Source organism: Bradyrhizobium sp. USDA 4454 (assembly GCF_054822705.1).
Genome location: NZ_JBTRCN010000001.1, coordinates 3,346,461 through 3,359,567 on the forward strand (window position 1 = coordinate 3,346,461; position 13,107 = coordinate 3,359,567).

Genomic DNA, 13,107 nt, shown 5'->3' on the forward strand with positions numbered 1-13,107 from the left:
GGAGGCCGCGTAGCGGCCGTCTCGAAGGGTCGACGGCCACCAGCCGGGCCGTGCATCCTTCGAGACGCGCTTCGCGCTCCTCAGAGCCTGACTGAAAAATGGGTGAGTGATCTCAGTGGGGTGTGATTCCATCGGATTTGCAAAGATTCGAGGGAGAGCACGATGCCCTGGACCAAGATCACTCGGGAGCAATATCGGCGGGACGATCTGCGTTATGCAAGCGATATGACCGATGCGGAGTGGGCGGTGATCAGACGCCTGTTGCCGCGAGCGAACCGGCGCGGCCGGCCGCGTAAGACGGAGCTGCGTCGTGTGATCGAAGCGATCCTCTATATCGTTTCGACCGGCTGCCAGTGGCGGGCGTTGCCGCAGGAGTTCCCGCCCTATTCGACGGTGCAGGGCTATTTTTATAGATGGCGGGATACAGGCCGGTGGCAGAGGATTGTCAGCGTGCTTGTCCGACGGGCGCGAAAAAAGCTTGGACGGACACCGAAGCCGACGGCAGCCGTGATCGACAGTCAAAGTGCGCCAACCACGCAAGCTGGCGGACCGCGGGGCTACGATGCAGGCAAGCGCATCTACGGCCGCAAGCGGCATATCGTGACGGATACCAATGGCCTCCTCCTTGGGGTTCATGTTCATCCGGCCAACGTTCAGGACTGCCATGGCGCCGTACCGCTGCTGAAGAACGTGCGGATGAACTTCCCCCGGCTGCGCCACGTCTTTGCCGACCGGATCTACCGCGGAAATCAACTCCTCGACGCGCTCTCAGACTGCGGTCCATGGACTATCGAGATCGTCGAGCGGCCTCACGGCGTCAAAGGCTTCCAGCTTCTGCCGAGGCGGTGGGTGGTTGAACGCACATTCGCTTGGTTCGGCAGATGCCGCCGTCTCGCCAAGGACTTCGAGGCGACGGTGGCAACCGAAGCTGCCTGGCTGCTGATTGCACACATCAGGCTCCTGACCCGCAGAATCGCGGCTGCAGCTAAGGTTGGGTGATTTATGAGTCAGACTCTCAGGATGACGGGGAGAGGGTTGGCTGCATTAACACTTCGATCCGCATCGAAGCATCATTGACACCAGCCTACTAGATTGGCGCCATCGATCCTCATCGCAGGTGTCAATCATGAAACGGGAAGTGATCCGCGTCGAACCGATCTCGAGCTGGCTGGAGCGCTGGAAGGCGCCGGCGTCTGCGGTGACGCGCGCCGGCAACATGGTGTTCGTCTCCGGCCTGCCGCCGTTCGATCCGGCGACCGGCGAGATCGCTGCCGGGGCCTCGATCGAGCGGCAGAGCGAGCTTGTGATGGAGCAGCTCAGGCAATGCCTCGAAGCTGCAGGCGCCACGTTCGACAACGTGATGAAGTGCAATATCTTCTGCACCTCGGCCAAACACTTCGCGACCTTCAACGCGATCTACCGCAGGTATTTCGCCGATGAGCTGCCGGCGCGGATCTTCGTCTGCATCCCGGAATGGACCGGGCCCTTCGACATCGAGATCGACTGCATCGCGATGGTGTAGCGTGAACTCTCACAGATCCTGCCGCGTCAGCCGGCCGTGCACCAGCACCGGACGCGCGGCCGGCTTGCTCGGCGCGTCGCCCATCGTCAGCGCCATCACCGAGACCGTGACGACGCGATCGATGATGGCGCGGACATCGTCGAGGTCGCATTTGCCTTCCGACAGCCGCAGCAGGCGTTCCTTCTCGCGGATGGTGTGGTGCGCCATTGCGAGCGCGAAGTGCAGGCCCCAATACAATTCGGTATCGTCACGGCCCGGCATCGCGCGGCGCATCGCGGCGGCGAATTTGCGCAAATGATCGACCTCGCGGTTCTTGATGCGGCGGATCGGCGGCACTGATTCGATCGAGGCGCGGATCATGAAGCGCGCCGCGGTCGAGCCTTCACGATCCGGCCCGAGACAGCCGCGCAAGGTGGGGCCGACCAGGGCACGCATGATGTCCTCGATCGAGGCGCGACCGCCACCGGCCTCTTCCGCCGCCTTCAATTCGTTGAGACGTTCGCGGTTGGTCTGGATGCTGCGGGTGACAAACAGCTCCGCGATCAATTCGTCCTTGGAGCCGAAATGATAATTCACCGCCGCGAGGTTGACGTTCGCCTCCGCGACGATGTCGCGCAGCGTGACGTCGCCGAAACCGCGGTCGGCATAAAGCCGTTCGGCGGCGGCGAGAATGGCGGATCGGGTGTGATCGCTGGCCATGGTTTCGTCTCTCCGGTCATTCCGGGGCGATGCGCAGCATCGAACCCGGAATCTCGCGCCAACAACCTCCAGATTCCGGGTTCAGCCCTGCGGGCTGCCCCGGAATGACCGAGGTTGCATTTCAAACATTTGTATGAAACTATCGTTTGAAGAGCCGGAAATGTCAATCCGCTGCGCGCGGGGCGTCATTCTGGCACACCACCGCCGCCTGTTCCGCGAACTCCCTTGCGAGGCGCGGAGGCGGGGTCGACAATGTTGCCCAAATCCAAGGCCCAAAGCGGCAAGGCCCAAAGTCAAAGTCCAAGTCTAGGAAACGAGGAGCGTCCCATGGATTTCACGATGTCGCCGAAGCAGAAGGAGTGGCTGGAGCGCGTTCAGGCCTTCATGAAAACGCATGTTCGCCCGGCGGTGCCGATCTATGAGAAGCAGGACGCCGAAGGCCCGCGCTGGAAGGTGATCCCGATCCTCGAGGATCTGAAGAAGAAGGCGAAGGCCGAAGGGCTCTGGAACATGTTCATGCCGCCGTCCTCGCATGAGGACGACGAATTCCACGGCGCGGGACTGACCAATCTCGAATACGCGCTGCTGTCGGAAGAGATGGGCCGCATCTCCTGGGCTTCCGAGGTCTTCAACTGTTCCGCGCCCGATACCGGCAACATGGAAGTGTTCATCCGCTACGGCACCAAGGAGCAGAAGCGCAAATGGCTGCGCCCGCTGATGGACGGCGAGATCCGCTCCGCCTTCCTGATGACCGAGCCGGCGGTGGCGTCCTCTGACGCCACCAACATCGAGACCCGGATCGAGAAGGACGGCGATCACTACGTCATCAACGGCCGCAAATGGTGGTCGTCGGGCGTCGGCGATCCCCGCTGCAAGGTCGCGATCCTGATGGGCAAGACCGACTTCAACGCCGCCAAGCATCAGCAGCAGTCGCAGATCCTGGTGCCGCTCGACACCCCCGGCATCAAGGTCGAGAAGATGCTGCCGGTGTTCGGCTTCGACGATGCGCCGCACGGCCACGCCCAGGTGCTGCTGGAGAACGTCCGCGTGCCGAAGGAGAACATCCTGCTCGGCGAGGGCCGCGGCTTCGAGATCGCGCAGGGCCGTCTCGGTCCGGGCCGCATCCATCACTGCATGCGCACCATCGGCCAGGCCGAGGAAGCGCTGGAGAAGATGGTGAAGCGGCTCGCCTCGCGCACCGCGTTCGGCAAGAAGATCATCGAGCATTCGGTCTGGGAGCAGCGCATCGGCGAGGCCCGCACCGACATCGAGATGAACCGTCTCTTGTGCCTCAAGGCCGCCGACATGATGGACAAGGTCGGCAACAAGACGGCGCAGGCCGAGATCGCGATGATCAAGGTCGCAGCGCCCAACATGGCGCTGAAGATCATCGACCAGGCGATCCAGGCGTTCGGCGGCGGCGGTGTCTCCGACGACGCCGGGCTCGCGAAGGCCTATGCCCATATCCGCACGCTCCGTCTCGCCGACGGTCCGGACGAGGTGCACAATCGCGCCATTGCCAGGCTCGAAGTTCGGAAGTATGCAAACACGAGCAACTAGTCTTGTTGCGTCATAGACACCCTAACTCCTCATCCTGAGGAGCCCGCGTCGCGGGCGTCTCGAAGGATGTAGGCTACGGACGGGTCCTCATGGTTCGAGACGCGCTCCGCGCTCCTCACCATGAGGGTTTATGACGGAGTAGGCTGACGGGAGCGCACCGGCAATGGCGCTCCCCAAGAATGATTGAGGGAGCGTCATCGTGGCGGACGGCGTCAGGAAAGACGAGGAATTTTCCGGAACACGGGAAGTCGAGGAGCGCCATCGCATCAACGAGGCGAATCTCGATGCGTGGATGAAGCAGCACGTCGAGGGCTATCAGGGTCCGCTCAAGGTCCTGCAGTTCAAGGGCGGCCAGTCCAACCCGACCTACAAGCTCGAAACCCCGGGCCGCAACTATGTGATGCGCCGCCGTCCGTTCGGTAAATTGTTGCCGTCGGCGCATGCGGTGGATCGCGAGTTCCGCGTGATCGCGGCGCTCGGCAAGCAGAATTTCCCGGTCGCCAAAGCCTATGCGCTATGCACCGACGATGCGGTGATCGGCTCGGCCTTTTACATCATGTCGATGGAGGAGGGGCGGGTGTTCTGGGATCCGACCTTGCCCAGTCAAGAGCCGGACGCGCGGCGGAAAATCTTCACCAGCAAGATCGAGACGCTGGCCAAGCTGCACGTCCTCGATCCCGAGAAGATCGGCCTCGGCGATTTCGGCAAGCCGGGCAATTATTTTGCCCGCCAGGTCGACCGCTGGACCAAGCAGTACCGCGCGTCCGAGACGCAGCACATTCCCGAATTCGAGAAGCTCGCCGAGTGGCTGCCGAAGACGGTGCCGGAGCAGAAGCGCGTCTCGGTCGTGCACGGCGACTATCGGCTCGACAACATGATCTTCCACGCCACCGAGCCGCGGGTGCAGGCGGTGCTGGACTGGGAATTGTCGACGCTTGGCGATCCCATGGCCGACTTCACCTATCTGTTGATGCAGTGGACCATGCCGGGCCTTGCCAATGCCGACCTCAAGGCGTTGAACATTCCGAGCCAGGACGAGGCCGCGCAGATCTACTGCGACGTCACCGGCATGGCCGTGCCGGATCTGAACTGGTACTTCTCCTACAATCTGTTCCGCCTCGCCGGCATCACGCAGGGTATTGCGGGCCGCGTCCGCGACGGCACTGCCGCGAATGCCAAGGCCCTCGAATCGGCCGCGCGCACCGTGCCGCTGTCGAAGGCGTCATGGGAATACGCCCAGAAGGCCGGCGCGGTCTGAGCCGGGAATTGCGGCGCGATCCCCCAGGGTTCGCGCCGCTACTGCTTCTGCTCCACCTCGCCCCGCTTGCGGGGAGAGGTCGGATCGCATCGTAGATGCGATCCGGGTGAGGGGGACTCTCCGCGAGTTCGACTTTCACCGAACTTGCCGAGGCAACTCCTCACCCCAAACCTCTCCCCGCGAAGAGCGGGGCGAGGGAGCAAAATCCCGCCGGACAGTTTCGTTTTGCCCCTTTCCTCGAATCTTCGCGGCAGCCTGTTCATGGCGGCCGCCATGGCCAGCTTCACGGCCAACGACACCATCACCAAGGCGGTGGCGGCGGAGCTCAATATCGGGGAGATCCTGCTGGTCCGCGGGCTGGTCGCGATCGTGCTGGTCGCGGCGCTCGCCTGGTATCGCGATGCCCTGCGCAGCTTCAGCGCGCTGTTGATCTGGCCGGTCGGCCTGCGCGTGCTTGGCGAGATCGGCGGCACGCTGACCTATCTCTCGGCGATCGCGCAGATCCCGCTCGCCAACGCCTCGGCGATCTTCCAGGCGCTGCCGCTGGTCATTACGCTCGGTGCCGCGCTGGTGTTCGGCGAGCCGGTCGGCTGGCGGCGCTGGCTCGCGATCGCGGCTGGCTTCATCGGCGTGCTGGTGATCGTCCGTCCTGGCGCGGAAGGTTTTAGCCAGGCGTCGCTGCTGGCGCTGGCCTCGGTCGGCTTTTGCGCGGTGCGCGATCTCGCCACCCGCCGAATTCCGAAGCAGCTGCCGACCGTGTTCATCACGCTGCTCACCACCGTGACGGTGACGACGGCCGGCGCCGCCGTGCTGGTGCCGCTTGGCGGCTGGAAGGCGCCGTCCGGCCAGGCGCTCGGCCTGCTTGCCTTTGCCGCGGTGCTGATCCTGATCGGCTATCAATGCATCATCGTGTCGCTGCGATCAGGCGACATCTCGGCGGTAGCGCCGTTCCGCTACTCCGCGCTGCTGTGGGCGATGCTGACGGGCTATCTCGCCTTCGGCCACAAGCCCGACATGCAGATGCTCGCCGGCGCCGCGATCATCGTCGCCTCAGGCCTCTACGCCTTCTACCGTGAGCGCAAGCGCGACAAGCTCCGCCCGGCCGCGACGGGACCGGGCCTGCCGCCGGATGGGTTGTAAGGAATTTTGTAGCCCGAGTGAGCGAAGCGATGGACTGTCGATCAGAGGGCGCAGCGAAGGCCGGGCCGATTGGCCCACGGTCCGGCACCCCTCTTCGTCATTCCGGGGCGCGCGAAGCGCGAGCGCGGAATCCGTCAAGCCGCAGGACTCCTAGGTGAATGGATTCCGGGCTCTCGCTTCGCGAGCCCCGGAATGACGGCGGAGAGGACGGCCCGCAACGTATGAAACTTCAGTTCGTAGGATGGGTTTCACTTCTACCCATCCTACCAATCTGGCCAATGCAGTCTCGTAGCCCGGGTGAGCGAAGCGACACCCGGGAAAGTGCTCCCGCATGTCGCGGCGCTCATGCGCGCCACAGCCATGGCAAAGCAGGGCAGATTTGCGCAGCGTAATACGCCCTGCAGCGTGTCACAACTTCACCGCCCGATGCCCGGGCATGCCGAAAACAACATTTCAGTGCAGACCGCCGGTCACGTGCAGCGTTTCACCCGTGACGTAGGACGCATCGTTCGAGGCGAAGAAAGCCACCGCTGCGGCGATCTCCTCGACCTTGCCGACCCGCGCCAGCGGAGTAGCGGACTCGATCCACTTGCGCATGTCGCCTTCGGAAAGCCCGGCGGATACCACGCCTTCGGTCACGATCATGCCGGGGTTAACGGTGTTGACGCGGATCCCGCGCGGCGCCAGTTCCTTTGACAGCACCGAAGAGATCGCGTCCACCGAGGCTTTGGTCGCGGTGTAGACGGCGGTGTTGGGCGGTGCGATCGTCGAGACGCCGGAGCTGATATTGATGATGCTGCCGCCTGCCGTATTGAACTGCCGGGCGGCTTCCTGGGACACCAGCAGCAAGCCAAGCACGTTGAGATTGAAGTGCTTGTGGAAGTGCTCGGCAGTGATGCCATCCAACGGCGCAAACTCGTAGATGCCGGCATTGTTGACCAGGATATCGATCGGACCGAACGCCTTCACGGTCGCGTCCACCACCGACTTCATCTGGCTCGCGTCGGCGAGATCGCCGTGGACGGCGATGGCCTTGCCGCCTTTATCGACGATCCCTGCCACCACGCGCTCGGCCGCCTGTTTGCTCGCACTGTAATTGACGGCAACCGCGGCACCTTCCGCCGCGAGCCGGGCCGCGATCCCGGCGCCGATACCCTTTGACGCCCCGGTTACCAGCGCCACTTTGCCTTCGAGTCTCTTGGTCATCTTGTTCTCCTTGCCCGCGCGTACGCGCCATTCGTTCAATAGTTCAGTAATAGTGAACTATTGAAGCTGTTCAAGGGCAGGGCTATATATTTTGCCATGGTCCAGTTCGTTCACCCTTCACGCGAGGACATCACATTGGCCGGAGTGTTGGCAGCGCTCGCGGACCCGATGCGGCGGAGAATTGTCAGAAGCCTGCTTGAACAGAACGATTGCATGTCTTGTACGGCGGCGGCCCCGTGTCCCGACATGGCCAAATCGACGCTGTCAAACCATTTCCGTGTCTTGCGGGAAGCCGGCTTGATTCGAACCACGAAAAAAGGCGTCGAGCACCGCAATGTGGTGCGTGAAGCCGACATCAACGCGCGCTTTCCCAGACTGCTCAAGACAATCTTGGGGTATCCGGAGAGTGCATAGGGCTCGGCATCATTTCGCACAGTGCGTAGGATGGGTGGAGCGCAGCGAAACCCATCACGCCGTTAGCATCGTGTCGCGGTGAGACGATGGGTTTCGCTTCGCTCTACCCAGCCTGCTAATCTGGCCAACGCAGCAGCAGGGCCTCGCGGTTCACAAGGTTCTGGCAACGCGCTGTCGCGATGCCACGCGCCCAAGGCTGGGCTTTTTCGATCTCCGGCTCCAGATCGGCGAGTGCTTTCGCCTGCAAGTACTGTCGATCGCCACCGAGCGGCAGAGTCTCGGTCTCCGATTCAATTGCGATAAAAGGTACAATGTCGGGATCGTTCTCCAGCTTCGCCCTGGAACAGGACCTTACGATCGACCTCGCTCCCTCGATTGCGGTTGTCTCGCCCGCCAGGATGCTCCTAGCGGTCTCAACAATGAGCCTACGTGCTTCGAGCACTTCCGATTGATTCCAACTCATGACGCCAAGCCCGTAGCTTTGTAGGGCGGTTAGCGAAGCGTAATCCGCCGCCTGCCTGTGTGTGACGATGGCGGATTACGCCTTCGGCTAATCCGCCCTACACGTTTAGCCTCACTTCGCGCAATGCGCGATCAGCCGGGCGACGAAATCTCCGCAGGCCTCGAGTTGCGACATCTCGATGAACTCATCCGGCGTATGTGCCTGTGCGATCGAGCCGGGGCCGACCACGACCGACGGCACGTCGGCCATGCTGACGAACAGGCTCGCCTCGGTGCCGAAGGCAACCTTGGCGTGGTCGTTGCGGCCGGCAAACTGCTTGGCGAGGGTGACGATCGGCGCGTCGGCCGCGGTGTCGAGCGCGGGGTAATCGAGGATCTCCTCGAAGTCGATGCCGCAGTCCGGGTGCCGCGCGCGCATCTTCGGCTCGATCTCGGCCTTGGCCCAGGCGACGATCGCATCGGTGACCTCGCGCGACTCGGTGATGCCGATGCCGCGGCATTCGAAGTCCACCGCGCAGCGATCGGGCACGATGTTCAGCGCGGCGCCGCCATGCACGACGCTGGTCAGCAGGGTGGAATGCGGCACGTCGTACAGACTGTCGCGCTCGCGCTTGGCCGCGAGCTGTTCGGCGCGGCGGCGGATTTCGGTGATCAGGTCGGCGGCATATTCGATCGCATTGACGCCGTCGGGCGCGATCGAGGAGTGGCGGGCGAGCCCGCGGAAGGTGGCGCGCACGCCGTGCTTGCCCTTGTGTCCGATGATCACCTGCATCTGGGTCGGTTCCCCGACGAAGCAGCCGAGCGGCCGGATCGGCTTGCGCGCGACCTCGCGCAGCATCGGGCGCACGCCGACGCAGCCGATCTCCTCGTCATAGGAGATCGCAAGATTGATCGGCGTCTTCAGGTCGGCCGCGAGCATTTCCGGAACCATCGCGAGACAGACCGCGACGAAGCCCTTCATGTCGGTGGTGCCGCGGCCGTACAGCCGGCCGTCGCGCTCGACCAGCTCAAACGGGTCGTGGCTCCAGTCCTGTCCCGCGACCGGCACGACATCGGTGTGCCCCGACAGCGCGAGCCCGGCCTTGTCCTCGGGGCCGACCGTGACCCACAGCGAGGACTTCTGTCCGGTGTCATCGACAATGCGCTGGCTGCCGACGCCAAGCGAAGCGAGATAGCGCTCGATGTAGTCGATCAGGGGCAGGTTGCTGCGGTCGCTGATGGTGTCGAAGGCGACGAGGTCGGCCAATAGCTTGCGGATACGGTCGGAACGTTGATTTTGCATTGCCTGTTCGTTTGCCGGGATTGTGGATCTACGGGAGATCTTGCCAGCGAAGTATAACAGCTGGTTTGACTGCCGGGGCAAAGCAATATCCGGGCCGGGGCGTTGCAGGGCGATCGTGATTGTCCTGCGAAGTCGGACCGGTGTTGCCCATTCGACACGACGGGCAACTCAGCAAAACCTGTCAATCCGCGCGCACAAAAATATTTCGCTTTATCCGAAGAACAACTCAGTGTATGAATTCGCTGTCTCACCCGACACGAGGGGCGCTTCGCGGTCGTCACGAACGCGGGTCGAGATGCGGTGGACGCCGATTGCGCAGTTGACGAACGCGCATGAGGCGGACGGTGAAGTCGTGCAGGCCTGACGCCCTAGCGGTAGGTGTCTCTTCCGATTGCGCAGATGCGCGTCGCGAAGACGGTGACAACAAAGCCAAGTCTCGCCGGGGAGAGCACGTATAAGCCGTAACCCATCGCGCAGGGAAAGCCGGGTTGTTTCCGGTTACACCTGTGGTCCTACCCCCGAGCTTTCTACCCCATTGCTCGGGGCCCATGGGTGCGATCGGCACCCGGCTTTCCCTGCGCCCTCATTGATGAGAGGGCGAAACGAAAGAGCAAAGCTCGGACAAATCATGTCGCGAGAATGCGAAGCTATATCCCCACCACTACTGTCATCGCCCGGCTCGACCGGGCGATCCAGTACGCCACGGCTTCTCGGCTCAAGCACCGCCGTCTCTGGAATACTGGATCACCCGGTCAAGCCGGGTGATGACACCGAAAGTGTGGCAATTGAATCGAGACTGATCCTCATCGTCGTCCCGGCGAAGGCCGGGACCCATTACCCCAAAAGCGAATTGTTGTGCGACGCTGGGGCCACAATCTCGTTCACAACGGAATGCGGTGGTTATGGGTCCCGGCCCCCGTGCGCAATTGCGCACTAGGCCGGGACGACGATGGTGTATGCAGCGCGATCACGGACGAGGACTTCGAGATTTCCGTCGCTAAATCGGCTTGCCCGTATACGGCATCGAGGCGGTGAGGCCGCCGTCGACCGGGATCGCCTGGCCGTTGACGTAGGATGCTTCGTCGCTTGCCAGGAACAATCCCATCGCGGCGAGCTCGTGCGGCTGGCCGGGGCGCTTCAGCGGATTGAGCTGGCCGATCTTGTCCTGGGTGCCGCGCTCCTTGGCACGATCGAACACCGGCTTGGTCATGCCGGTCTCGATCAGGCCCGGACAGATCGCGTTGATGCGCACGCCGGTGCCGGAGAGCGAGTAGGCGGTGGTCTGCACGAGACTGATGACGCCGGCCTTACTCGCGCCGTAGGGATGTCCGCTGGCGCCGGCCTTCAGGCCCGCGACCGAGGCGGTGCAGACGATCGAGCCGTGGCCCTGCCTGGTCATGTGCGGGATCGAGTGCTTGATCGCAAGGAACGGGCCGATCAGGTTGACGCGCAGCACTTCCTGCCAATGTTCCGGCGTCTGGTCGGCGAGCGGCACGAGGCCGCCGCTGACGCCGGCATTGGCCCAGATCGCATCGAGCTTGCCGTATGTCGAGACCGCCTTCTCGATGAAGGCCTTCACGTCGCTCTCCGAACCGGCATCCGCAGTGACCGCTTCGACGATGCCGCCGGCGTCGCGCACCAGCTTTGCGGTTTCGTTGACGCCGTCGGTGCGATCGACCGCAATCAGCTTGGCGCCTTCCCTGGTGAACAGCAGCGACGCCGCACGGCCGATGCCGCTGCCTGCGCCGGTGATGATGACGGATTTGCCTTCGAGGCGGCCCATTGGTTTCTCCCTGTTCACGTGATCTTCCGTGCGCCTGCCGCGCGACGGAATTCAAACAAAATTTCAAACGTCCGATGCACTTGAGACGATGTGCGGCGTGACGTACAGCGTGACGGGACACTATTGAAGGGCTCATCCGATGTCCAATCCAGAGAAGCCTGACGTGACGGTGACGCGGTGGTGGTGGGTTCGCCACGCGCCGGTGCGCAGCGACGGCGGCAACATCTACGGGCAGGAGGATATCGACTGCGACACCGGCGATGTCGAAGTGTTCGAGGCGGTCGCCAAGATGCTGCCGCGCAATGCCGTGTGGTATTCGAGCAATCTGAAGCGCACGCACAAGACCGCTGATGCAATCTGGGCTGCCCGGTTATCCGAAGCCCGACAGCATGACGCAGGAACGCGACTTCGCCGAGCTGCATCTCGGCCGCTGGCAGGGCATGAACCGCGCCGCCTTCCTCGCCAGTCGTCCGCCGGGCAACCTCTGGTTCGCCGACGTCAACGAGCCGGCGCCGGGCGGCGAGAGTTTCATGGATCTCTACACCCGTGTCTGCCGTACCATCGTGCGGATCACGGCCGCGCAGGCCGGCAAGGACATCATCGCGGTCGGCCATGGCGGCGTGATCCGGGCCGCGGTCGGGCTTGCGCTGGGTGGCCAGCCGGACCGCGGCCTGTCGTTCGACATCGACAATGTCTCGGTGACGCGGCTCGACCACATCGCCGCGCCCAACGTGTCGACCTGGCGGCTGCCGATGGTCAACCAGCAGCCCTGGATCGCCGATCCCCGGCACGCCGCGATGCATCAGCCGTCCGGACCCGAGGTGCGGACGGCGAGCAAGCTTGCGTGATGACCTATCGCAACACGACAACGCTGCTTAAGCTCAGCGCTGAATTCAAACACCTTACATCAGGGAGAAAACCATGACCTTGTTCGACATGAAGGGAAAAGTCGCCGTCATCACCGGTTCGACGCGCGGCATCGGACGCGCGATCGCCGAGCGGATGGCCGAGCACGGCGCCAAGGTCGTGATCTCCTCGCGCAAGGCCGACGTCTGCGAACAGGTGGCGAGCGAGATCAACGACAGCTACGGCAAGGGCACCGCGGTTGCGATCGCCGCCAACATCTCGTCGAAGGAAAATCTGCAGAACCTGGTCGATGAGAGCAACCGCGCCTTCGGCAAGATCGACGTGCTGGTCTGCAACGCGGCATCCAATCCTTACTATGGCCCGCTCGCCGGCATCTCCGACGATCAGTTCCGAAAAATCCTCGACAACAACATCGTCGCCAACAACTGGCTGATCTCGATGGTGGTGCCGCAGATGATCGAGCGCAAGGACGGCTCCATCATCATCGTGTCCTCGATCGGCGGGCTAAAGGGTTCGACCATCCTCGGCGCCTACGCGATCTCGAAGGCCGCCGACATGCAGCTCGCGCGCAACCTCGCCTGCGAATACGGCAAGCACAACATCCGCGTGAACTGCATCGCACCCGGCCTGATCAAGACCGATTTCGCAAAGGCGCTGTGGGACAATCCGGACAATCTGAAGGCCTCGACCGCGCGCTCGCCGCTGCTGCGCATCGGCGTGCCCGACGAGATCGCCGGCGCCGCCGTCTTCATGGGCTCGCGCGCCGGCGACTTCATGACCGGCCAGACCGTGGTGATCGACGGCGGCGCGACCATCAGCTGACGCCAGCGAGTGCGCAACGTGCGCCACACATTCATTTGTCATCACCCGCGAAAGCGGGTGATCCAGTATTCCAGAGGCAGTCGTTGTTGAGC

The 13,107-nt window shown here is 63.2% G+C and carries 12 protein-coding genes and 1 pseudogene; 8 read left to right on the forward strand and 5 right to left on the reverse strand.

The genetic code is table 11. From position 1 onward, the window contains the following. Positions 1 to 162: 162 nt before the first annotated feature. Together ACVIW0_RS15525 and ACVIW0_RS15530 are read left to right on the forward strand one after the other, a co-directional pair. Positions 163 to 999: an IS5 family transposase gene (locus tag ACVIW0_RS15525; protein WP_461350771.1), complete on the forward strand. Its 837-nt coding sequence runs from the start codon at positions 163 to 165 to the stop codon at positions 997 to 999. 127 nt (positions 1,000 to 1,126) lie between these two features. Beyond that, complete coding sequence (locus ACVIW0_RS15530) at positions 1,127 to 1,522, forward strand: Rid family hydrolase (protein WP_461353126.1); 396 nt, start codon at positions 1,127 to 1,129, stop codon at positions 1,520 to 1,522. Between the two features lie 9 nt (positions 1,523 to 1,531). Here ACVIW0_RS15530 and ACVIW0_RS15535 read toward each other — a convergent pair whose 3' ends face one another. Further along, positions 1,532 to 2,221 carry a TetR/AcrR family transcriptional regulator gene (locus ACVIW0_RS15535; protein WP_461353127.1) on the reverse strand — a complete coding sequence of 230 codons (690 nt, stop codon included), beginning with the start codon at positions 2,219 to 2,221 and terminating at the stop codon, positions 1,532 to 1,534. 327 nt (positions 2,222 to 2,548) lie between these two features. Here ACVIW0_RS15535 and ACVIW0_RS15540 point away from each other — a divergent pair, with 327 nt between their 5' ends. The 3 genes from ACVIW0_RS15540 (at position 2,549) to ACVIW0_RS15550 (ending at position 6,179) form a co-directional block, all read left to right on the forward strand. Continuing rightward, positions 2,549 to 3,781: an acyl-CoA dehydrogenase family protein gene (locus ACVIW0_RS15540; RefSeq protein WP_461353128.1), complete on the forward strand. Its 1,233-nt coding sequence runs from the start codon at positions 2,549 to 2,551 to the stop codon at positions 3,779 to 3,781. A gap of 199 nt (positions 3,782 to 3,980) precedes the next feature. Beyond that, the gene (locus tag ACVIW0_RS15545) at positions 3,981 to 5,039 is read left to right on the forward strand and encodes a phosphotransferase family protein (protein ID WP_461353129.1); all 1,059 of its coding nucleotides are present in this window, start codon (positions 3,981 to 3,983) and stop codon (positions 5,037 to 5,039) included. 225 nt (positions 5,040 to 5,264) lie between these two features. After that, positions 5,265 to 6,179, forward strand: a complete 915-nt coding sequence (locus ACVIW0_RS15550; RefSeq protein WP_461353130.1) for a DMT family transporter — start codon at positions 5,265 to 5,267, stop codon at positions 6,177 to 6,179. Between the two features lie 453 nt (positions 6,180 to 6,632). Here the strand turns inward: ACVIW0_RS15550 and ACVIW0_RS15555 are convergent, their stop codons facing one another. Continuing rightward, positions 6,633 to 7,385 carry an SDR family NAD(P)-dependent oxidoreductase gene (locus ACVIW0_RS15555; protein ID WP_461357343.1) on the reverse strand — a complete coding sequence of 251 codons (753 nt, stop codon included), beginning with the start codon at positions 7,383 to 7,385 and terminating at the stop codon, positions 6,633 to 6,635. Positions 7,386 to 7,481: 96 nt separating this feature from the next. Here ACVIW0_RS15555 and ACVIW0_RS15560 point away from each other — a divergent pair, with 96 nt between their 5' ends. After that, the gene (locus ACVIW0_RS15560; protein ID WP_461357344.1) at positions 7,482 to 7,799 is read left to right on the forward strand and encodes an ArsR/SmtB family transcription factor; all 318 of its coding nucleotides are present in this window, start codon (positions 7,482 to 7,484) and stop codon (positions 7,797 to 7,799) included. Positions 7,800 to 7,914: 115 nt separating this feature from the next. Here ACVIW0_RS15560 and ACVIW0_RS15565 read toward each other — a convergent pair whose 3' ends face one another. The 3 genes from ACVIW0_RS15565 to ACVIW0_RS15575 all read right to left on the reverse strand — a co-directional run bounded on the left by ACVIW0_RS15565 (position 7,915) and on the right by ACVIW0_RS15575 (position 11,326). Next, entirely contained in the window at positions 7,915 to 8,262 is a 348-nt protein-coding gene (locus tag ACVIW0_RS15565) for a hypothetical protein (protein WP_461353131.1), read from the reverse strand. A gap of 111 nt (positions 8,263 to 8,373) precedes the next feature. Then, positions 8,374 to 9,543 carry an acetylornithine deacetylase gene (gene argE / locus ACVIW0_RS15570; protein ID WP_461353132.1) on the reverse strand — a complete coding sequence of 390 codons (1,170 nt, stop codon included), beginning with the start codon at positions 9,541 to 9,543 and terminating at the stop codon, positions 8,374 to 8,376. A 997-nt stretch (positions 9,544 to 10,540) separates the two neighbouring features. Beyond that, the gene (locus tag ACVIW0_RS15575; RefSeq protein WP_461353133.1) at positions 10,541 to 11,326 is read right to left on the reverse strand and encodes an SDR family NAD(P)-dependent oxidoreductase; all 786 of its coding nucleotides are present in this window, start codon (positions 11,324 to 11,326) and stop codon (positions 10,541 to 10,543) included. 139 nt (positions 11,327 to 11,465) lie between these two features. On the opposite strand from ACVIW0_RS15575, the pseudogene ACVIW0_RS15580 reads away from it, so the two are divergent. Both ACVIW0_RS15580 and ACVIW0_RS15585 read left to right on the forward strand, forming a co-directional pair. Further along, positions 11,466 to 12,174, forward strand: a pseudogene (locus tag ACVIW0_RS15580) (histidine phosphatase family protein). A 73-nt stretch (positions 12,175 to 12,247) separates the two neighbouring features. Continuing rightward, complete coding sequence (locus ACVIW0_RS15585) at positions 12,248 to 13,015, forward strand: SDR family NAD(P)-dependent oxidoreductase (RefSeq protein WP_461353134.1); 768 nt, start codon at positions 12,248 to 12,250, stop codon at positions 13,013 to 13,015. The last annotated feature ends 92 nt before the right edge of the window (positions 13,016 to 13,107 follow it).